The following is a 21,273-nucleotide window of genomic DNA, read 5'->3' on the forward strand; positions in this document are numbered from 1 at the left end:
TTATTTTGTTTTCCCTTATGGAACAGCATCCCTATTCATATGCATGAACCATCCATTCAAGGTGAAGCTATAGAAATGATGACTTGAACTAAAGGAGGAAATGCAGATGAGAGCTGTCACCTATCAAGGGAAAAGCCGCATTGCGGTAAAGGAAGTAGCTGCACCATCTATACAAGATCGTGAAGATGTCATCGTTCGGATAACATCTACAGCAATTTGTGGGTCAGATTTACATTTATATCAAGGGAATTTCCCGCTTCCTATTGGCTATGTGATTGGGCATGAACCGATGGGGGTGGTAGAGGAAGTCGGGCCGGATGTCACTGCGGTGAAAAAGGGAGATCGTGTCGTCATTCCATTTACCGTGGCGTGTGGTCAATGCCAGTATTGCCATCACCATTTAGAAAGTCAATGCGATCACTCAAATCCCCATTATGATTCAGGCGGACTTTTTGGATACAGTGAGAAATATGGGAATTACCCCGGAGGACAGGCTGAATATTTACGTGTGCCCTTTGGAAACTATACACCATTTAAGGTGCCGGATGATTGTGAGTTAGAGGATGAACAATTGCTGTTTTTATCAGATGTTCTGCCAACTGCTTATTGGAGTGTAGAACACGCAGGTGTAAAAAAGGGGGATACGGTCATTGTGCTAGGATGTGGACCTGTTGGGTTAATGGCACAGCAATTTGCTTGGCAAAAGGGCGCAGAGCGGGTCATTGCTGTTGATTACATAGACTATCGCCTTCACCATGCAAAACGAATGAGCGGCGTAGAAGTATTTGATTTTACAGAAGACCCTGACATGGGAGAAACCCTAAAAGAGCTCACAAAAGGTGGGGCGGATGTTGTCATTGATTGTGTGGGGATGGATGGGAAAAAGTCACCGCTTGAAAAGATTGAACAGAAGCTCAAGCTGCAAGGCGGAACGATAGGGCCCATTCAAATTGCCACAAAAGCCGTGAGGAAATGCGGGACTGTTCAGCTGACGGGTGTGTATGGAGGTCTTTACAATATGTTCCCATTGGGTGCTTTTTTCGCAAGAAACGTCACGCTGAAAATGGGACAGGCGCCAGCGAGAGGGTACATGTCAAAGCTTTATCAAAAAGTGACAACCGGGGAAATTGATCCTAGAGCGATCATCACACATCAATTGCCGCTAGATGACGCAGCTCATGCGTATCACATATTCAATGAAAAACAAGATGATTGTATAAAAGTCATCTTAAAGCCATAAAAAGAAGGCTTAGGATATTTCCTAAGCCTTTAATGTGCGCTCGTCCATCATTTTTTCGATTAATTCAAAAAATGTTTTTTTATCTTCTTCTGATAGGTGATTGAACAGTTGATTGACAAGCAGCTGACGATTGTCGATCATTTGTCTGGCGATTTGTTCACCTGATTCAGAGAGTGTAATCCATACCGTACGGCGGTCATTGTTATTTCTAGAGCGGATAATCAGCTCTTCATCTTCTAAGTGATTGAGAGCGGTTGTTGTTGCGGAGGGAGATAATGAAACTTCCTGCAGAATATTTTTCACAGTACATGATTGATGGCGGTAGATGATGCGTAAAATAAACCCTTTTACATTCGTGACGTTTTTCGGGATATTCTCTTCATCTATTCGTTTCGTCGCCTTTAAATACTTTGTCAGTGCATGGTCTAACAAACTTGCCTCTAGCTCGAAATGTTGCATTCTCCATACCTCTTTTCCTATTGCATTCGCATTTTCCGATCAATTACTAGGTCTATCTTATCATAATAAGCATCATCATTTAAACCAAAATGGAAGACGGCTATAAAATTACCTATATTATCAATTAATAAAAGGAACAATTCCAAAATGAAATGATTTTACTTTCACCTCTTTTTATTTTAGAATGTGAATGAGATAAAATCTGCCAATCCAATTCTCTGGAAATTGGCTATTGGACATCAAACGTTTGGAGATGAAGATATTGAATACTTTACAGGCATTACTAAACGACAGAATGGAACGCTCTTCACAAATTGAAGCGGTAACTGGCGGAGGTGTGTCTTATACATTTGAAGAATATGCAAAACGCATTGATCAGCTGGCACATTACTTACACCGTAAAGGAATTCGAAAAGGTGACCGGGTGTGCTTTATTTGTCAAAACCATCATCACTTTTCTACGATTATGCTGGCAGCCATTAAAGCAGGTGCAGTCGCCGTACCGCTTAGCTGGCAGCTTACCTCTTTTGAGCTAGAAGGTATCTTGAAAAAAGCAGAGCCAAAGGCTTTATTTTTTGACCGTGAATTCCGTGACATCATTGCGGCAGTGAATGTGTCTTTAGAAGATTGTCTCATGGTGGAATCTGGTGTCAATGCGAAAACAACACAGCTGTTTGAAGACATATTGGCGTCTAATGATGGAAGTGATCTTGCTGAAGAGGTATCAGAAGAAGATTTGGCCATGATTTTATTCACCTCAGGTACAACAGGCAATCCAAAAGGCTGTATGGTCGGACATGGACGAATCTATCAATTTTTAACACGACGTGGGAATCGAGGATTTGATCTGAAAGGAAAACGGTACTTGGCAAGTCATCCGCTGTATCATATGAGTTCTATTAATCACTTGATTGCAGCTGCAATTGAAGGGTATACGTTAGTCTTCTTACATGATGCAACACCGAAACGCATTTTAGAAACGATTGAGAAAGAAAGAATTACGTTTATGATGGCTTTCCCATCAGCTTATACGTACATGCTAGAAGAAATGAAGCGCGGTTCGTACGATCTCTCATCTTTTGAAATTGCGATTTCTGGTGGTACGAAGGTACCGGTACGCTTAATTAAAGATTACAAAGAAGTAGGCATTCAGATGATGCATGGCTATGGAAGTACGGAAGCGTGGGTTGTGAGTGCGTGGCATCCAGCGATGGGCGAGGATAAGATGGGCTCTGCTGGTAAAGTGGATCCGGATGTAGAAGTCAAAATCGTGCATCCTGAGACAGAGGAGGCGCTCCCAGCTGGAGAAATTGGTGAGGTCGTCATGAGAAGCCCATTTTATTTCTTAGGCTACTATCATCAACCTGAAGCGACAGAGAAAGTGCTCAAAGATGGCTGGTTCCATATGGGGGATGCAGGCTATCTGGATGAAGACGGTTTTCTTTACATCACGGGGAGATACAAAGATGTGATTCTATACGGTGGGGATAATATTTATCCTGACCAAGTGGAAGAGGTCATTGATCAAATTCCAGGTGTAATTGAATCTGCTGTCATTGGGGTACCAGATGACTTATATGGTGAAGTACCAAGTGCGTATATCGTAAAAGACGAATCTGTCGATTTCTGCGAAGAAGATGTGTTGAATTACTGTAAGGAACGTTTAGCAGATTACAAAGTGCCATCTATTCATTTCACGCAGGATCTGCCAAAAAATAAACTTGGTAAAATCATGAAGAAAGATTTACGTGAATTGGTTGTGAATGCGTAGGACCTATTCTGCTATAATGAAATTTGAATGATTTTTTTGTTTTTCTAACGTTTTGGAGGGAAAGGGTTTGCGACATATACTTCGTAAGAAACACATTCACGATTTGTTAGAACAGAGCAGACAGCAAAAGGTAAAGAAAACACTGGGCGGGCTCGATCTCACGCTCCTTGGCATAGGGGCTGTGATTGGGACGGGGGTCATGGTGTTAACCGGAATTACAGCAGCTAAAGATGCAGGACCGGCTGTTATTTTCTCCTTTGCGATCGCAGCGATTGTGTGCAGTTTAGCAGCACTTTGTTATGCAGAAATGGCTTCCGCGCTGCCTGTGTTCGGCAGTGCGTACATTTATTCATATACCACAATGGGTGAACTCGTAGGTCATCTCATGGGATGGACGTTATTATCTGTTTATATGCTGACTGCTTCAGCTGTAGCGAGTGGCTGGTCGAGTTATTTTAACAGCCTGCTGGAGGGGTTTGGAATCTCAATTCCACATCAATTTTTAGCTGGTCCAGAACAAGGCGGATATATGAATTTGCCAGCAATTATCATTGCTTTACTCATTGCGTGGATCCTATCTAGAGGAACGAAAGAAAGTAAAAAATTCAATAATATCATGGTGTTTGTGAAACTTGGCATTATTGTTCTTTTCATTGTAGTAGGTGGTTTTTATGTAGAGCCAGCCAATTGGCAGCCGTTCATGCCGTTTGGTACGGAAGGGATTATTGCTGGAGCCGCTGCTGTGTTTTTTGCCTTTTTAGGATTCGATGCCATTTCGGCTTCTGCAGAAGAGGTGAAAAATCCACAGCGGAACCTGCCAATTGGCATTATTGGTTCATTGCTCATTTGTACGATCATTTATATTGTCGTTTGTTTGGTCATGACAGGCATGGTGCACTATACGAAGTTGAATGTGACAGAGGCGATGTCTTATGTATTGCAAAGTGTCCATCAACATAGCGTGGCTGGTATTATTTCTGTCGGTGCTGTGATTGGATTGATGGCTGTGATTTTCGCCAATAATTATGCGGCAACTCGAATTGCTTTTGCGATGGGGCGGGACGGGCTCTTGCCTAAAGTGTTTTCTAAAACAAACAAAAGTGATACACCTGTTGCAAGTATATGGGTGATTGGCGGGATGACAGCTGTTATTTCAGGGTTTATTGATTTGAAGGATCTGTCCAACCTAGCCAATATCGGTGCATTATTAACGTTTGCGATGGTGAGTTTATCCGTACTCATTTTGAGAAAGACACATAAACAGCTGGAAAGGGGATTCCGGGTTCCGTTTGTACCGGTTTTGCCAATTATCTCGATGGGCTGTTGTGTGTTTCTGATGCTCAATTTACCAGGCCGGACATGGCTGTACTTCGGGGTTTGGCTGATGATCGGTGTCGTCATGTACGCAGCATATTCTAACAAACACAGTGAATTAGCGAAATCTGCTTGAGAAAAAGGTGCAAATCCATTGACGATTTGTGCCTTTTTTCATACGATTTGGGATAAGCTATATAAGAGATAATGAACGGAACAAGAGGAGGATGAGGGAAATGATCAGCGTTAGTCCATATATTGTTGTAGAAGACGTCAAAGAATCTCTTCAATATTATCAAGGAATTTTTGGCGGAGATATTCGTATCTTAAATGAACATCAAGACCGTGTATTGCATGCTGAGCTGCACCTTGGAGAATCACTGCTCCACTTTTCAGATACATTTGGCCGCACACCAAAACCGGAGAATCTTCGATTGATCATGCAGTTTGACAATGAGGAAGAGTTAAAGGCTGTATACGAGGCGCTTGAAGCTGACGGAGATGTCCTTGTGGAATTACAGGATACGTTTTTTGGCGCACTTCATGGACAAGTACAAGATCGGAAGAATGGTCTGATATGGGTGCTGAATTATATGAAATAAATAAAGACCTTCACCCTTGTGAAGGTTTTTTTGTGAGTGTTTTTATTTTCTGAAAAATGGAAAATATGCTATGTTGGAAGAATGATAAGACATGGGGAAAGGGTGGAAAAGGAATGGATCAAGTTGAGTTTCAATATATTCAAACAAACGGCATAAAACTCCATACGGCAATGGCTGGTCCTGAAGATGGCCCACTGCTGGTTCTGCTGCATGGATTTCCTGAGTTTTGGTATGGTTGGAAAAATCAAATCCGCCCCCTGGCTGAGGCAGGGTATCGTGTCGTTGTTCCTGATCAAAGGGGATACCATCTGAGTGACAAACCAGAAGGAGTCGAATCATACGTCTTAGACAAATTAAGAGATGATATCGTGGGATTAATTAAGGCGCTGAGCCCAAATCAAAAGGCTATTGTCGGCGGACATGATTGGGGCGGAGCGGTTGCTTGGCACCTTGCTTCAACCCGTTCTCAATATGTAGAGAAATTAATCATCGTCAACATGCCGCATCCTCGTGTGATGATGAAGGTCCTTCCGTTTTATCCGCCGCAGTGGAAGAAGAGCTCTTATATCGCGTTCTTTCAGCTTCCAAATGTACCAGAGGCAGCCCTTCAAGAAAATCACTTTCAAAGACTGGATGAAGCCATTGGACTGTCTGCTAGACCTCATTTGTTCACGAAGGAAGATGTCTCAAGCTATAAGCTGGCATGGACGCAGCCTGGAGCCATTACGTCCATGTTGAATTGGTATCGAGCGATTAAAAAAGGCGGCTTTGAAAAACCGATTTCCAAACGAATTCTCGTTCCTGTCCGCATGATCTGGGGAATGGAGGACAAATTTCTAAGCAGAAAGCTCGCAAAAGAAACGATCAAGATTTGCCCAAATGGACAACTGATTTTTGTCGATGATGCGACTCATTGGATCAATCATGAAAAACCAGATGTCGTGAATAAGCTCATTCTCGAATTTTTAGCATAAAGGAAAAAGCTCTGATCATATGACCAGAGCTTATTTGTTTTATCCGATTTGATTCTTTTTCAAGGAAACAGGTTCGTCGTCCCAGCATTCAATCTCTTCATTGTTTGGAACGGCATTTTTATAGAAAACAGGATCTTTGCCTTCTTTTTTCTGTCGCATGTAATCCTTCAGTGCTGCAAAGGCGACTTTGGACAACATGGTAATGGCAATGAGGTTGACGATGACCATGAGACCCATGAATAAGTCAGCTAGACCCCAAACGAGAGGAACAGTGGCAACAGCTCCGAATAGAACCATGCCAATGACAGCAACACGATAGATGTTGAGCCAAATTTTATTCGCTCCCAAGAACTCAATGTTCGTTTCACCATAGTAATAGTTACCGATTAACGTACTAAAAGCGAATAAGAAAATCATAATGGCTAGGAATCCAGAAGCCCAAGGTCCAATGTGCTGGCTTAATGAAGCCTGAGTTAGCTCAATTCCTTCCAGATTGGTTGTTTTATACGCATCAGAGAACAAGACGAGAAAGGCTGTACTTGTACAAATAATTAACGTATCTGTTAACACACCAAATGCTTGGATTAACCCTTGTTTGACTGGGTGGCTCGTGACAGCAGTTGCTGCTGCGTTAGGGGCACTACCCATACCGGCTTCGTTTGAGAAGAGACCGCGTTTAATCCCTTGTAACAATGCTCCACCTAATGTACCGCCGGCAAACTGTTCAAATCCGAAAGCGTGTTTCACAATCGTACTGATGACACCTGGTAGTTCAGTGATATTTGTGATAATGACAAAGAAAGCAATCCCGATGTAAGCAACGGCAAGAAAAACGACAATATATTCAGATGCTTTTGCAATCGCTTTGATCCCTTTGAAGATAATGAACGCAAAAATAACAGCCATAACGATTCCGACAGTTAAACGATCTAGGCCAAAAGAGTTTTTAAAAGCGACGGTGATTGTATTTGATTGCACTGCGTTAAAGACAATCCCAAAAGAGATCGTGATCAGGATGGCAAATAAAATCCCCATCCAGCGCTTATTTAACCCTTTTTCCATGTAATAAGCAGGTCCACCGCGGAATCCTGTTTTATCTTTTACTTTATACACCTGAGCTAGTGTACTTTCAACAAAGCTTGAAGCAGAACCGATAATTGCGACGATCCACATCCAGAAGATTGCGCCAGGTCCACCGATCGCAATAGCGATGGCAATCCCTGTGATATTCCCTGTTCCTACACGTGCTGCCATACTGATGGCAAAAGCTTGGAACGGTGAGATCCCCTCTTTTTCTTTTCTTCCTTCTTTTAGAACACGCAGCATTTCTTTGAGCATTCTGACTTGCAAGAAGCGTGATCTATATGTGAAGTAGACCCCTACTCCAAGTAACAGAGCAATGATTAGATAAGTCCAAATAAAATCATTTGTAGTTGTTAAATAAGATAGCAAAGCTTTTTCGTTCATAACATCACCTCTTCGAATTCATCACTGTTCTTTTTAAAAAATACTGAGATCCCACTCTTTGGCGAGTTTCTTCAGCATCATGACACCGGTAATACTATTTCCACAATCGTCAATGGCAGGACCATAAATGCCGATACCGCAGCCTGTCTGAAATGGGAATTCTCTTCTTGCGCTTGGCGGAACGCAAGCCATGATTCCTCCAGACACACCACTTTTGGCTGGAACGCCTACGAAAGCGGCAAAATTACCAGACGCATTGTACATGCCGCATGTCAGCATCAATGCCTTTGTTAGTCTTGCGATATCTTTTGGGATGACTTGGACTTGTTTAAAGGGATGGTAGCCATCACTTGAAATAATCAGTCCAATCAAGGCGATGTCCTCTGTTGTGACCTCAATGGAACATTGCTTTAAATACACTTCTAACGTGTCCTCGACATCTGATTCTAAGTAATTGGTTTCTTTTAAATAATAAGCAAGTGCCCGGTTGCGGTGTGCAGTTGCCCATTCTGATTGATAAACCTCTTCATTAACAGAAGGACGCTTCCCTATTAAGTTTTCGATTAAATCGAAAATATATGCTAGCTTTTCTGTAGAAGTCTTTCCAGGAAGGATGGAGGATACGGTAATAGCTCCAGCATTAATCATTGGATTAAAGGGCTTCCCTGGTTTATGCATCTCAAGGCGGTAGATGGAATTAAATGCATCACCAGTTGGCTCTACATCTACCCGATCCAAGACGTACGGAACGCCTCTTCCTAAACAGGCAGCTATAAAGCTGATGACTTTTGAGATACTTTGCAGGGTAAAGGGAACGTCCCAATCACCATAACGTACAGATGATCCATCTGGGCCTATCACGCTGATACCAAGTTGAGAGGAATTTACTTTTCCGAGTGCTGGAATGTAGCCAGCGTTCTGCCCGTTTTTGTAATACGGACGTATTTCTTCTGCCCATTGATCAACAGAAGACTGGCATGCGTGTTGTGTATTATTAGAAATTGCTGTTTTCATACGATTCCTCCAATCAAAAATCAAAAAGTACCCTATTGAATTGGCGGATGACAAAAAATGCGATCAAATAGGCACGAAAACATGTTACACATCTTCAAAGAACTTGTCATGCGCTGCTTGTACCACTCCTTTACACCTAAATATATGTTCAAATGAAGGCTTTGGCGGCGAAACAACAAAAAGGGTTTTTAGTGAAAATTCAGAAAACGCTTACATATAGTTTCACTAAAATTGTTCATTCAATTTATCTTGGAAACTACACAATCTGACGAAAATCTACAGAAAAACTTATAAATAAAAATCAGTCTGCATGTAATTGTCTAAACAATTCCTATTATTGTAGACAATCTCCAAATCGTAGAATAGCTGAAAGGTCACCATGCCTTCTCGGAGAATAGTCATAAAAAATGATTTTGAAGAGAGAAGTAGCCGTGAAAATAATTTTTTTGCTCATTGTGAAGCAAAGAGTCTCCTTGTATACTGTGGCTATGTAAACAGGGGAAGGGATGTCAGTCATTTGAGTTTAAACCAGCTTGTCAAAAAAGACGCATTTATTTTGATTTTTATGATCGTCATTGTGCCGCTTGCGGGAGAGCTGAAGTTTTATCCTGTGAATGAAACATTTCGTATTAGTTTTGGGGCACCTGCGTTTTTCTTTTGCTTATTACTTTTAAGAAAATCAAGACCATTGCTGCCAGGGTTTTTAACAGGCGCAGCCATTGTCCTATTTCGGGTAGGTTTAGATCTTATTCAGCAAAAAGCTGATCTGGCTCTGTCATTTTATCAGCAGTTTCCGAGCTTCTTTTTTTACTTTACTTATGCTTTTCTTTTCTTTGTTGTCCGTACAGGCCGTTTCAAGCAGCGTTCCATTTTTATTGGGCTGATCGGACTGATGATTGAACTGCTGGCTGATTTTGTTGAGCTGTTTGTACAATTTTTAGTGTTTGATACAACCATGACTTTCTCAAAGCTGAGTGATATGATCCTCATTGCATTTGCTCACAGCTTCGTGGTCATCAGCTTTTTTAATATGATGAGGCTGTATGAGGCACAATCAAGAGAGAAACAAATCATGAAGCAAAATGAGCATATGATGATGGTCATTTCAAATTTATATGAGGAAACAGTTCATTTAAAGAAAACGTTAAATCATACAGAGCACATAACGCAAGAATCCTATCGGCTCTATCGTCTGCTGAATGAACATGAGGCAGGAAAGAAAGTGAGTCAGGAGCTGCTGAAGCTTGCAGGGGAAATACATGAAGTTAAAAAGGACAATCAGCGTATTTACGCTGGGCTTTCAAAGCTGATTTCAAAGGAAAACATGCAAGATTATATGAGGGCAGAGGATCTTGTTCAAATCGTGATTCGCATTCAAGAGAAATATGCGCTATCTCTCGGGAAGAACATTTCCTTTACATCTAATATAAAAGGCATTCACTTGCATGAGTATCATGTTTTCATTTTCTTATCGCTGATTAATAATTTAATGGCAAATGCAGTTGAAGCAATCAAGGATGATGGAGCCATCTCACTCGTATTAAAAGGGAGTCATGATAAAATAGAGATTCGGGTCGAGGATGATGGACCGGGTATCCCTGAGAAATTGAGAGAGATTGTATTTGATCCTGGATATACCTCAAAATTTGATGCATATGGAACACCGTCAACTGGGATTGGCTTATCCTATGTGAGAGAGCTGGTTCAAGAGCTGGACGGTCAAATCCAGATTGAGCAGAAAGAAACGAAAGGAACAGCTTTTCAGCTTGTTCTTCCGATAAAAAATTTAATACAGAGAGGGTGAGTGTATGCGATTTTTCATTGCAGATGATGATCGTGCAATACGCTCGATTTTAGGTCAGATCATTGAGGATGAGGATCTAGGAGAGGTCGTGGATGAAGCTGATGACGGCATTGGATTAGAAGCGCATTCATTGAACCTGAAAAAAGTAGACATCCTTCTGATTGATCTTTTAATGCCAGCTAGAGACGGCATTCAAACCATACGTCATATTCACCCTGAATTCAAAGGAAAGGTCATCATGATATCTCAAGTAGAAGCAAAAGAGATGATGGCAGAAGCCTATGAACTTGGAATTGAATATTATATTCATAAACCCGTCAATCGAATTGAGATTGTCAGTGTCATTCGAAAGGTCATGGAGCGGATCAAGCTCGAAAAATCAATTTACGATATTCAAGCTTCTCTTCGGCATGTGCTGCCATTAGAGCCAGTGATTTCTCATGAGACAGGTACTGGATCAAAGCGAAGAACGATGAAAGAGGCAGGGGAATTCCTCCTATCTGAATTAGGAATTGTCGGAGAGAGTGGCTCTAAGGATTTACTAGAGATATTGATCTACTTACATGAAACGCAGACAGCCAATTCTCATGAGGTGAATTTTCCGCCATTAAAGCAGCTATTTATCAAAACGGCGGAACGAAAGCTTGGTCGTGGTGCGGTGGATGTGGAAGTGATGCGGGAAGTGAAAGCAGCAGAGCAGCGAATTAGACGAGCCATCCATCATTCCTTAAATCATTTCGCATCACTTGGGCTCACAGATTTTTCAAATCCTAAATTTGAGCACTATGCGTCGAAGTTTTTTGATTTCACTGATGTCAGCCAAAGGATGAAAGAAATGCAGAAGACTTCTTCATCTGCAGGGTCAACAGGCAGAGTCAATACGAAAAAGTTTGTGCAAATCTTTTATTTTGAAGCAAAGCAGCTATTCGAAGGGATGAGCTGAGGGAAATCTATTGGAATGATTGGAGAAAATAAACAGATACAGAGTGCTTTTGACTATGAGCCGCCTTGCTCTTTTAGACGTCTTTGTTATTTATCTGATCATTCTGATTTTTCTTTTTTCTTGAAAATAAAACTCTCCTGTGCAATCGTTTGTTAAAATAGTGAGGTTAGACTAGAATGTCGGAGGTTTTATTTTGGGAAAAATTAAACGAAATGCGCTCTGCCCATGCGGAAGCGGAAAAAAATATAAACATTGCTGTGGTCAAAAGTCAGGCGGAGAACAAACGTCTGAGCTTGTGTTTAAGGAAGCTGTACAAGTTCAAAAGGATTTAATGAATTATGCGTTCTCTAAGCATCAGAGAGCGATCAATCAATTCATTAATGAGTTTTCTTTCCTAGCAGATATGGATAAAGAAACGCAACAAATCTCAGTCTTTCATTTGAGTGTATGGGGCATTTTCTTCCGCCCATTAACAGATAAGAAAGAGACTATCTTCCAAGAATTCCTGACAAAAAAAGCAGAAGATATTACCCGTCCTAAAACAAGACAAGTGGTTGAATCTTGGACAGACATGGAGCCATCTTTGCTTTTATTAAATGAAAAAACGGACGAGTCTCTTTACTTTGAGAATATGGTGACAGCTGAGAAGGTTGAAGTTGATGTGAAGCCGGATCAAACCGTGCTGCCAGAGAAAGGTAGTCTTGTTCTAGGTTTCCCTGTTCAGTTTGAAGAAAAAGCAGAGTTTTTCATTCAATATACGATGTTCGCGAAAGAGTTTACTGATACGCTTCTTCTTCAGGTTCGCCAGCTCGTTGAAGCACATGAGGCAAACGGAGGAGCACGTAGTACATTTATGAGAGAAGCCTTCCCTGAAGTGCTGAAGTGTATGTTTGCGAAGCAAGAAGTTGAAGAAACAGAAGCGCCTGCTCAAACAGAAGGAAGTACAGTAGGACTATCAGCAGATCGGATGGACTGGGCTAGTGACGTTCAGCTGGAAACAGCCAAGCTGATTGAAGACGGGATGAAAGAGCACGGTGACCAAAGCCTGACAGATGGCGCTTTAACAGTTTGGAAAGCTTACTGTGATCAGAAAGCACCTGTGATCCGTAAAGCGGCGTCATTTGCTGCTGGAATCGAATATTATATTCATTCACTTGCAAGCGATGCCCCGCTTTCTCAAGCACAAGTTGCTAAAAAGTATGGCATTAGTGCGTCCACTGTATCGAGCCGATTTAAAGACATTGAAAAAGCGGTCAAAGAAGAGCAAGAGACGACTGTATCATAGCATGAAAAAAGACGCGGCACCTTTCAAGGAGCCAGCGTCTTTTTTTCATCATCTTGTTTTAATAAAACCACTCATGTATTGCTCTGTATTATAATCATTGAGGTCAATTTTCCACTGACCATCTCCGTTACGTTTCATTTTCACTTCATACTCAGCAGGGCTTGAGACTGGAGGAAGCTTTTCAAACTCAGATGCGTACATATTCAAGCTTTTCTTATACAATTCTTCTTTCGAACGGATTTTGCCGTTGTAAAACTCATCTCTTTGTTTGTCTAGTTTGTCTTTTAAGTTAGAAGCATCAATACCGGTTACTTGAGCGACAACCTTCGCTTCGTCATCTGAGATGGTTTTCACACTTGTTTCCACTTTCGCTTTATCCTTCATTGTATTTTGCATGCGTTTGTACATGGATAAAATATCGCGGTCACTGACTTCGTTTCCATATATGCCTGCACTTCTCTTAAAGTCTTTCACAAACATTTCGTGATATTTATTAACGACATCTGATTGATTGTCACCTGTTAATTCTGAGAATTGATCATTCTTTTTGTCAAAAACAATGATATCTGTATAAGCAGATAGTGCTTTTGCTGGGTTATCTAGCTTTTTCGCTGAATCCAGTATCTTTTCGCCATCTAGTTCCATTTCGATCGAATCGCTGTTTTTCTTGATGCTATCTTGGTACACGAACTGATATTTTTTGCCTTTATCTACTAGGAAATAAAGCGCTCCTGATAGTGATTTCCCTTTGTTCAATGACCCAAGATCAAGGCGGTCTTTACTGCCGTAGAATTTTAAATCAGAGACTTTGGCATCGTCCTGATAAAGGGTGAAATCAGAGTTGTATAGTGAAAGGGCTTTGTCACCTTTGTTGGTGATCGTCAGGTTGACTTTTAACACCAATTCATTGTCTCGCAAGGTAGTTGTTGAGTCTTCTGGTAACGTATATTCGTAGCTATTCACTTTTACCTCTGCTGTTTTTGTTGATTTTTGGTCAGCCTTTGTTGATTTTGCTGAGCTCTGGCAGGCTGCAGAGATGATCATCACGAATGAAATCATGAGGAGTGCACTTATTTTTTTAAGATTCACAGTTGATGCTCCTTTGCTTTTCTTTCGTCATTTTCTTCCCGCTATCTGACTGAGAAAAAAGAAACAGATAGAATGGTATATTCGGGTGTTAAAGGGGAAAATCTCCTAATGACGATTTGCACTATTCATTCTATCGAATTTCATTCGTGATGAGGAATAGGTTGTATTCCCTATCTTTGATAGATTTTTACACAAATACCTATAAAAAACGGAATTTAATAAGTAAAATATACTAGTTAATAAGAATTAATTTATCCATTTATCATGAGTTTTAAATGTTTTGTGTATAAAAATCTTGAAATGGAGGTAGTTTTCATTTCAAAAGATGTGTTAATATTCACATCGCAAAGCTTTTCGTTTAAGTATATCTTCATCATACGAATCTGTTTCTTTCAAAGCGTCCACCTCCAGATTGATTTTCAGAGAGCAGAATACTTGAATGTTGAAAATGATTCATGGGAAAATAAGGATGATTAAGCAGATAAGGGAGATGAGCTTTTGAAAAAAGTAACGCTTGGACGAACTGATTTACAGGTGAATCCGATAGGGCTTGGAACAAATGCAGTAGGTGGCCATAATTTATTCCCGAATCTGAGTGAAGATGCAGGGCGGGAGCTAGTAGAAACTGCTCTTGATCATGGTGTCAATTTCTTAGATTCTGCTTTTATTTATGGGCTGGGCCGTTCAGAAGAATTGATTGGCGAGATCATTGCCAAAAGAGGCGGCAGAGACGAACTTGTTCTTGCGACAAAAGGGGCTCATAAAGAGGTAAACGGGCAAATTGAACTGGACAATAGCCGTGATTTCTTAAGACAGCAGGTCGAAGACAGCCTGAAGAGGCTCCAAACCGATTATATTGATTTGTACTATATGCATTTCCCAGACGGCCGCACGCCGCTGGATGAAGTGGCAGGTACTTTAAAGGAATTGAAGGATGAGGGGAAAATCCGGGCAATTGGGGCATCAAACCTTGATTTTGAACAGCTTCAAACCTTTAATCGAGATGGATACCTAGACGTGCTTCAATCAGAGTATTCTCTGCTGAAACGTCAGGCCGAGCAAGACCTTCTCCCATACTGCGTGGAGCATGGGATTTCCTTTATCCCTTATTTTCCATTGGCGTCAGGCCTGTTGACTGGGAAGTTTACAAAGGATGCGACATTTGATGATATTCGAGCAAAGGACCCGCTTTTCCAAGGAGATGCTTTCCTTCAAAACCTCGAAAAAGTAGACAAACTGAAGGCCATTGCGCAATCAAAACATGCCGAAACAGCCCATGTAGCGCTGGCGTGGCTGTTGGCGCAGGATGGCATTGATGCCATTATTCCTGGTGCAAAACGAGCCGAGCAAGTCTTACAAAACTTGAAAACAAATGATGTTCAATTAACAAAAGAAGAAATCAACGAAATCGATCAGATCTTTTCATAATATAAAAAATAAGGTGCCAAGTAGCACCTTATTTTTTTATACCATTGTGAGAGGAATCTTGATCACGAGCCTCAGGTTTGGAGAACGATACGTAAAATCAAGCGTGCCGTCTGCCTTTTCAACAAGCTGATGAATGATATAAGTACCCATACCTTGATGATCACCGCCTTTTGTCGAGCAGCCAAACGTCTTGAACAGATGATCTAATACGTGTTTTTCCATGCCCTTAGTACTGTTTTCACAATGAATCAAAAAGAGCCCGCTCCGGATGGAAGTCGTGATCGAGATGCTTCCCTCGTTCCCAGCTTGCTTCGCTTCAATAGCGGCGTCTAATGCGTTATCAAGCAGGTTGCCAGTAAAACTCACCTGATCCGCCTTAGAAAAAGGAAGAGAAGAAAAGGGTGCTTGAAGATCTAGTGAAAGGGCAATGTCCTCTTTTTCAGCCCGCTGGAAAAAGGAATGAAGGGTGGAAGCCAAATAAGCATTTTCCCCTTTGATCCAAGGGAAATGTTTCACGTATTGCTGAATCAAATCTTTGATCTCATGCTCGTCATTCGATGCGGAAAAGGCATTTAAATGTCTAGCTGTTTCATGATGTTTACTTCGCAGCTCAAGCAGCAAGTCATTGGTCCTCGACTCAGCATGAATCAGCTCTTGAAGCCGTCCATTTAATCGTTGCTCCGTTTGCATCATCTTGAAGGAAAGGAGATCGGCTGTCAAAATGATGATGACAGTTAAAAGATGGCTTAGTCCATTTCCGTGCGTGAGAAAAAGTGAAATGCCTGAACAGGTAATGAGCACAAAAGCGCCTAATATCACGTAACCACTCATACCTAGCCAAAACCTTTTGTAAATGAAAAAGGTGTAAAGGCACATGATGCAAAAGGTCAGAAGCCACACCATGCTTGATGACAAAGGCAGAACAGCTTTAGCAGCAGCTTGAACTGCAAGACCGAGCCAGATGAGCGTATATATGCGAAATCCAAGATAGAAAGCGTTCACGTTCGTTCTCCTTAAAAGTAGTATTTCTTAAAGTATTCTAATTGCTGCTTCGTCATCATGGCTTTTTTATCAGTCCCTTCAAAAGACACGATAAATGAATTTTTGGCATACGCCGAAAAGTTCTTAATGTAATGAATATTGATGATAAACGAGCGGTGGGAGCGGATAAAGTCTTTCTCAGCTAAATCACCTTTTAACTCGTTGAGAGTTTGGTATGTTTGAATATCTCCTGTTGTTGTGACAATGGTCGTCGACCTGCCAGTACGTTCAACAAAGATGACATCCTTTTTTTGCAGTACATGGATATCTGATTGCTGCTTGATGAGAAGCCGTCCGTGAATGCTTTTCTCCTGCTTGGTGGACATGTAGCGCTCTAAGGATTTGGCGATTCGATCAGCTTGATAAGGCTTCATAATATAATCATGGACATTCAAATCAAAGGCATGGACAGCATACCCACTGTTTCCCGTCACAAATACAACATCCACATTCAGTGCATGAGAGTGAATAAGATCTGCTAATTCATAGCCTGACATGCCAGGCATCTCAATGTCTGCAAACAATAGATCAATGTCGCCCTGTTTGACCTTATCATATGCATCCTCCGCTGACTGCGTCACAAAAACGATGTCAACGGCATCCATTCTGCCGACAATGGCATGCAGCTTTTCTAAATCCACTCGGTAATCATCGACAAGACCTACTTTTATCATAAAAATCACCTATGACTCTTCTTATTATTTGTCTATTTTACCATTTGTTTTTTAAAATGGATCATTTCAAGACAGAAAAAGGACGTTTCACGACATTTTTATGTCAGACAGGCGGTATTTTTTCTATCATAGACGTAGATAGTCGAAAGGGGCGAACCAAATGATTACTCTCAGCGATTGTAGTTGCTGGTTTACAGATAAGAAAAAAGTCGTAAAGGCGATGAAACATATGACGTTCTCCGTGAAGGAAGGAGAAGTCGTCGGCATCTTAGGAGAAAATGGTGCGGGGAAAACCACATTATTACGCGCCGTTGCGACATTATTGGAGCCTACTCATGGAACAGTCAATGTTGCAGGCTTTGATACAGTCAAAGAAGCAACTGAAGTGAAAAAGCGAATTGGTGTCTTGTTTGGCGGTGAGACGGGACTTTATGACCGTTTGACGGCTCGTGAAAACCTTGAATACTTTGGGAAATTATATGGCTTGGATCAGCATGAGATCAAAGCAAGAATTGAGGATTTAGCAAAGCGATTCGGGATGAGGCAGTACATGGATCGCAAGGTAAAAGGATTTTCAAGAGGGATGAAGCAAAAGGTGGCGATTGCCAGAACATTGATTCATGACCCTGACATTATTTTGTTTGACGAACCGACAACAGGTTTAGATATCACATCGAGTAATATTTTCAGAGAGTTTATTCATCAGTTGAAACAGCAAAATAAAACGATTCTATTTTCAAGCCACATCATGGAAGAAGTCAGCCTGCTTTGTGACAGTGTCATGATGATTCATCAAGGGGAGCTCGTGTACAAAGGAACGCTTCCAGAATTATATGCACAGGAACAAAGTGAAGACTTGAATTACATCTTTATGTCGAAGCTCGCAAGGGGGAATGCATAATGTGGAAAACCGTCTTTTTAAAAGAAATGACAGATTCGCTCAGAGACAGGAAAACGTTGCTCTTAACAGTGTTGATCCCTCTTTTGACGATGCTCGGACTCGTGTTTTTCTACGAAAGCATGATCGCTGATCCAGGCGATAAAACGTATACAGTCGCAATCAATGAAAAGCTTCCGTCCGATATGAATGACATGATCAAAGAAGTGAAAAACCTGAAACTTGAAACATTTGATGACCCGCAGCAAGCCGTTAAAGACGGTGAGGCAAATGCTTATCTAGAAATGCCAAAAGATGCAGGCGACATGCTTCAGCATCAAACATCGTTTGCCATTAAAGTCCATGGGTATCCAACAGATGATGATTCCGTGATTGCGGTTCAAATGCTGCAATCATTGCTTGAACAATATCAAAATCAAGTCGTAGAAAAGCGTTTAGCACAGGATCAGATCAAATCGTCAGTGATTCATCCGTTTGAGGTGCAATCAGTTGATGTGCAAGAAGGAGAGGACGGGGATGGAGAAAACGGGGTGACCACCATGCTGCTGTCGATTCTCCTTCCAATGATTTTAGTGACGTCCGTGATCTCAGGTGCTTTGCCAGCTGCGCTTGATATCGTAGCAGGTGAAAAGGATAGAAAGTCAATTGAAGCTTTATTCCTGACACCGGCCAGCAGACTTCAGCTTTTAATTGGAAAATGGCTAGCTGTTTCTATGTTTGGTATATTAAGTGGCATTGTGGCGATTGGCATGCTGCTGCTCTCTACATTGCTCTTTACTGAAAAACTGAAACAAGCGCTGAACTTCGGAGATCAAGTGTGGAGCATCATCGGCGTTATGTTAGCGGCATTAATTATTTTCTCATTCATGGTATCAATGATTGAACTGCTGCTCAGTGTCGTTTCAAGCTCAGTGAAAGAAGCACAATCGTACATGTCCATGATCATTACACTAGGTGTGATTCCGATGTTTTTCACCATGAGAGCAGGCGCTACGCAGCTAGATACGTATTACTTTGCGATCCCATTCCTTAATATTCATGCACTATGTAAGCAATTGATGTTTGGCATCGTTGACCCAATGTCAATTGCCCTGACGCTCGGCTCTTCGGCGCTGACAGTGATGATCTTGTTTGTCATCGTGAGAAATTTGTTTATGAAAGAGAAATGGATGCTTGCGAAATAGAAAGAACATTTCATTGATAGAAATGAAGAACTTGTAGATTTTTTCTACAAGTTTTTTGTTTTGTATGTTTAAGTGAGTGATAAAAAAGGGCTGATAGAATTGAGAAATGCAATTGATAGAGCTTTAGGTTCTGTTGCACATTTATTCCAATCTGACTATGAAGGCGATGAGCAAAGGTTCGAGAAATTAATCACTCCTTATGTAGAGGAATACATACAAGAAGATGATGCAGTTGATCCGATTGACATCATAAAAGGATATGATGCTGAAAAGGGGAATTCATCTTCATAGTATATTGTATCCTTTTGTCAGTATACGCCTTACAATAAGGAGGTGCGAAAATTGCCCGCAGCTTTCAGTTATGGGATCACCTGTTTCATCGCTTTTCTACTAATCATTTTCGTTCTCACCCATAAAAAACTAGAAAAAAAACTAGATCTCACAATTTTGATCGTAGTAGCCACCACAATATTGATGGTGAATGTCTTGTGGGTGTGGGTCACCATTTTCTTCCTTACTTGCTTGTATGTCGGAATCAAATATAGACATCAATCAAAAAAAGACTAAAGAAAACCCCCGGGAACCGGGGGTTTCAGACCGTAGACAAACCCCACCTTTATTTCAAGTAAAAGTGGGGTTTTCACTTATTTTGATAAAATTGATAAGTTACTTTACGCTGGGCACGGCTCTTTCCATGTCCAGTTTGCTAATTTCTTAAGATTCATGGCAGCGAAAGTAAGCATCGCCTGCATCGAAACTTTTTTCAGTCCTCGAAGTTTCGTCCATCGCATTCCATGCTTTTCTTTTGCATCCGCAAAAACGCGTTCGATCGTTTCTTTCCGTTTTGCATAGATGTTCTTATTCATTTTAGTGAGTCTCAGATGGTCTGCTTCGTCTAGGTAGTCCTGCCAAATATGTCGGTGAATCTGTTTGATGTGATTTTGACTTTGTGTACAGTTATCTAAAAACGAGCAGGATTTACATACCTCTGAATCAGACGCATATTGCTTATATCCCTCTCTAGTTGTTGTACGATAAGAGAGAATTTGCCCGTTGGGGCAAATGTAACAATCAAAATGTGCGTCATATACGTATTCATTCTTTTTCAAGTAACCAACTTTTGTTTTCGGGCGAGTGTAAGGCATGACAGGTCTTATCTTTTGATCCATTAAAAACTTGGCGATATAAGGTGTTTTATATCCAGCATCTACTGCGACTACATTGGGTTTTCCGACTTTCTTTGTCACCTTTGATACGAGTGAATCTAACATACGACTATCATGAACATTTCCACCAGTGACCAGTGTTCCTAAAATAAATCCTTTTGAATCACAAGCCGTATGAAATGAATAAGCAAATAACTTTTCACGTTCATCCTTTACATAGTAGCCACTCTCTGGGTCAGTTGTACTGACCTTGATTTCTTTTTTCTCTTCTTTATTCTGTAGGGGTAACGGCTTTTTTCCATGTTCCTCACGATCAACATTGATCTCCTCATGAAGCAGATTTTGATAACTTCTCGTTTCTACTCGAACAATTTTCTTTTCAAGTTTTTTCTTATTGGCGTTCGCTTTTACATGAGTTGAATCAATGAAAGCAATAGAGGGATCAACAAGGCCTTTTTTCATCGCTTCTCTTAAGATTCGATAAAAAATTTGTTCGAATAAATCTGTATCATGAAAGCGTCTCACGTAGTTCTTACCGAAGGTAGAAAAGTGCGGAATTTTCTCAGAAAATCCATACCCAATAAACCAACGATAAGCAACATTGGTTTCAATTTCTTTAATGGTTTGACGCATAGAGCGGATGCCGAATAGGTATTGGATCAAAACCATTTTAATAAGAACAACGGGATCCACACTTGGTCTGCCGTTATCAGAACTATAATGATCTTTGACAAGATCATAAACGAAATCAAAATCGATCGCTTGATCAATTTTTCGTACGAGATGATCTTCAGGCACTAATTCATCTAAGGCCACGACTTCTAATTGATTTCTTCTTTCTTCTTCACGATTCGATAACATATTTATCCCCCACAGAAATGTGTTATTACCCTTATTATACAAAAAAGCTTGTAGACTTT

General features: G+C 40.9%; 19 protein-coding genes. 12 read left to right on the forward strand and 7 right to left on the reverse strand.

Annotated elements, in window-relative coordinates; translation table 11 throughout:
* Positions 1 to 106 precede the first annotated feature (106 nt).
* On the forward strand, positions 107 to 1,240 hold the full coding sequence (locus NST24_RS01560) for a zinc-dependent alcohol dehydrogenase (protein WP_035390568.1): 1,134 nt from the start codon (positions 107 to 109) through the stop codon (positions 1,238 to 1,240).
* Positions 1,241 to 1,261: 21 nt separating this feature from the next.
* On the opposite strand, the gene NST24_RS01565 is transcribed toward NST24_RS01560, so the two are convergent.
* Positions 1,262 to 1,699, reverse strand: a complete 438-nt coding sequence (locus tag NST24_RS01565; protein WP_342462211.1) for a MarR family transcriptional regulator — start codon at positions 1,697 to 1,699, stop codon at positions 1,262 to 1,264.
* A gap of 262 nt (positions 1,700 to 1,961) precedes the next feature.
* Between NST24_RS01565 and NST24_RS01570 the strand changes: the two genes are divergently transcribed.
* From NST24_RS01570 to NST24_RS01585, 4 genes are all read left to right on the forward strand, one after another.
* The gene (locus NST24_RS01570) at positions 1,962 to 3,470 is read left to right on the forward strand and encodes an AMP-binding protein (RefSeq protein ID WP_056703083.1); all 1,509 of its coding nucleotides are present in this window, start codon (positions 1,962 to 1,964) and stop codon (positions 3,468 to 3,470) included.
* A gap of 67 nt (positions 3,471 to 3,537) precedes the next feature.
* The gene (locus tag NST24_RS01575) at positions 3,538 to 4,920 is read left to right on the forward strand and encodes an amino acid permease (protein WP_017358611.1); all 1,383 of its coding nucleotides are present in this window, start codon (positions 3,538 to 3,540) and stop codon (positions 4,918 to 4,920) included.
* Between the two features lie 100 nt (positions 4,921 to 5,020).
* Positions 5,021 to 5,386: a VOC family protein gene (locus tag NST24_RS01580; protein ID WP_008342155.1), complete on the forward strand. Its 366-nt coding sequence runs from the start codon at positions 5,021 to 5,023 to the stop codon at positions 5,384 to 5,386.
* A 113-nt stretch (positions 5,387 to 5,499) separates the two neighbouring features.
* A complete protein-coding gene (locus NST24_RS01585; RefSeq protein WP_017358610.1) occupies positions 5,500 to 6,360 on the forward strand; it encodes an alpha/beta hydrolase in 861 nt (286 codons plus the stop codon).
* Positions 6,361 to 6,399: 39 nt separating this feature from the next.
* On the opposite strand, the gene NST24_RS01590 is transcribed toward NST24_RS01585, so the two are convergent.
* Both NST24_RS01590 and NST24_RS01595 read right to left on the reverse strand, forming a co-directional pair.
* Positions 6,400 to 7,827, reverse strand: coding sequence for an alanine/glycine:cation symporter family protein (locus tag NST24_RS01590; protein WP_017358609.1), 1,428 nt, complete (start codon positions 7,825 to 7,827; stop codon positions 6,400 to 6,402).
* Positions 7,828 to 7,860: 33 nt separating this feature from the next.
* The gene (locus tag NST24_RS01595; RefSeq protein WP_008342152.1) at positions 7,861 to 8,841 is read right to left on the reverse strand and encodes a glutaminase; all 981 of its coding nucleotides are present in this window, start codon (positions 8,839 to 8,841) and stop codon (positions 7,861 to 7,863) included.
* 517 nt (positions 8,842 to 9,358) lie between these two features.
* Between NST24_RS01595 and NST24_RS01600 the strand changes: the two genes are divergently transcribed.
* The 3 genes from NST24_RS01600 (at position 9,359) to NST24_RS01610 (ending at position 12,873) form a co-directional block, all read left to right on the forward strand.
* Positions 9,359 to 10,645, forward strand: coding sequence for a sensor histidine kinase (locus tag NST24_RS01600; RefSeq protein ID WP_277519298.1), 1,287 nt, complete (start codon positions 9,359 to 9,361; stop codon positions 10,643 to 10,645).
* A 4-nt stretch (positions 10,646 to 10,649) separates the two neighbouring features.
* A complete protein-coding gene (locus NST24_RS01605; protein WP_041508188.1) occupies positions 10,650 to 11,588 on the forward strand; it encodes a response regulator in 939 nt (312 codons plus the stop codon).
* A gap of 193 nt (positions 11,589 to 11,781) precedes the next feature.
* Complete coding sequence (locus NST24_RS01610; RefSeq protein ID WP_024719014.1) at positions 11,782 to 12,873, forward strand: SEC-C metal-binding domain-containing protein; 1,092 nt, start codon at positions 11,782 to 11,784, stop codon at positions 12,871 to 12,873.
* A 48-nt stretch (positions 12,874 to 12,921) separates the two neighbouring features.
* Here NST24_RS01610 and NST24_RS01615 read toward each other — a convergent pair whose 3' ends face one another.
* Positions 12,922 to 13,962 carry a DUF4352 domain-containing protein gene (locus NST24_RS01615; protein WP_135010205.1) on the reverse strand — a complete coding sequence of 347 codons (1,041 nt, stop codon included), beginning with the start codon at positions 13,960 to 13,962 and terminating at the stop codon, positions 12,922 to 12,924.
* Positions 13,963 to 14,460: 498 nt separating this feature from the next.
* Here NST24_RS01615 and NST24_RS01620 point away from each other — a divergent pair, with 498 nt between their 5' ends.
* Positions 14,461 to 15,390 (forward strand): aldo/keto reductase, encoded by a 930-nt coding sequence (locus NST24_RS01620; protein WP_007498377.1) that lies wholly within the window; start codon positions 14,461 to 14,463, stop codon positions 15,388 to 15,390.
* Between the two features lie 36 nt (positions 15,391 to 15,426).
* Here the strand turns inward: NST24_RS01620 and NST24_RS01625 are convergent, their stop codons facing one another.
* Together NST24_RS01625 and NST24_RS01630 are read right to left on the reverse strand one after the other, a co-directional pair.
* Positions 15,427 to 16,392 (reverse strand): GHKL domain-containing protein, encoded by a 966-nt coding sequence (locus NST24_RS01625; protein WP_342462213.1) that lies wholly within the window; start codon positions 16,390 to 16,392, stop codon positions 15,427 to 15,429.
* An 11-nt stretch (positions 16,393 to 16,403) separates the two neighbouring features.
* Positions 16,404 to 17,105: a LytTR family DNA-binding domain-containing protein gene (locus NST24_RS01630; RefSeq protein WP_342462214.1), complete on the reverse strand. Its 702-nt coding sequence runs from the start codon at positions 17,103 to 17,105 to the stop codon at positions 16,404 to 16,406.
* A gap of 160 nt (positions 17,106 to 17,265) precedes the next feature.
* Between NST24_RS01630 and NST24_RS01635 the strand changes: the two genes are divergently transcribed.
* The 3 genes from NST24_RS01635 to NST24_RS01645 all read left to right on the forward strand — a co-directional run bounded on the left by NST24_RS01635 (position 17,266) and on the right by NST24_RS01645 (position 19,478).
* Positions 17,266 to 18,006 (forward strand): ATP-binding cassette domain-containing protein, encoded by a 741-nt coding sequence (locus NST24_RS01635; RefSeq protein WP_007498365.1) that lies wholly within the window; start codon positions 17,266 to 17,268, stop codon positions 18,004 to 18,006.
* A complete protein-coding gene (locus tag NST24_RS01640; RefSeq protein WP_342462215.1) occupies positions 18,006 to 19,187 on the forward strand; it encodes an ABC transporter permease in 1,182 nt (393 codons plus the stop codon). The genes NST24_RS01635 and NST24_RS01640 overlap by 1 nt, the downstream gene beginning before the upstream one ends.
* Before the next feature lie 99 nt (positions 19,188 to 19,286).
* Positions 19,287 to 19,478, forward strand: a complete 192-nt coding sequence (locus NST24_RS01645; RefSeq protein WP_234799375.1) for a hypothetical protein — start codon at positions 19,287 to 19,289, stop codon at positions 19,476 to 19,478.
* A gap of 380 nt (positions 19,479 to 19,858) precedes the next feature.
* On the opposite strand, the gene NST24_RS01650 is transcribed toward NST24_RS01645, so the two are convergent.
* Positions 19,859 to 21,214 (reverse strand): IS1182 family transposase, encoded by a 1,356-nt coding sequence (locus NST24_RS01650; protein ID WP_342461942.1) that lies wholly within the window; start codon positions 21,212 to 21,214, stop codon positions 19,859 to 19,861.
* Positions 21,215 to 21,273: the final 59 nt, after the last annotated feature.

It is taken from the genome of Bacillus sp. FSL R5-0286 (genome assembly GCF_038593245.1).
GTDB lineage: Bacteria > Bacillota > Bacilli > Bacillales > Bacillaceae > Bacillus > Bacillus altitudinis.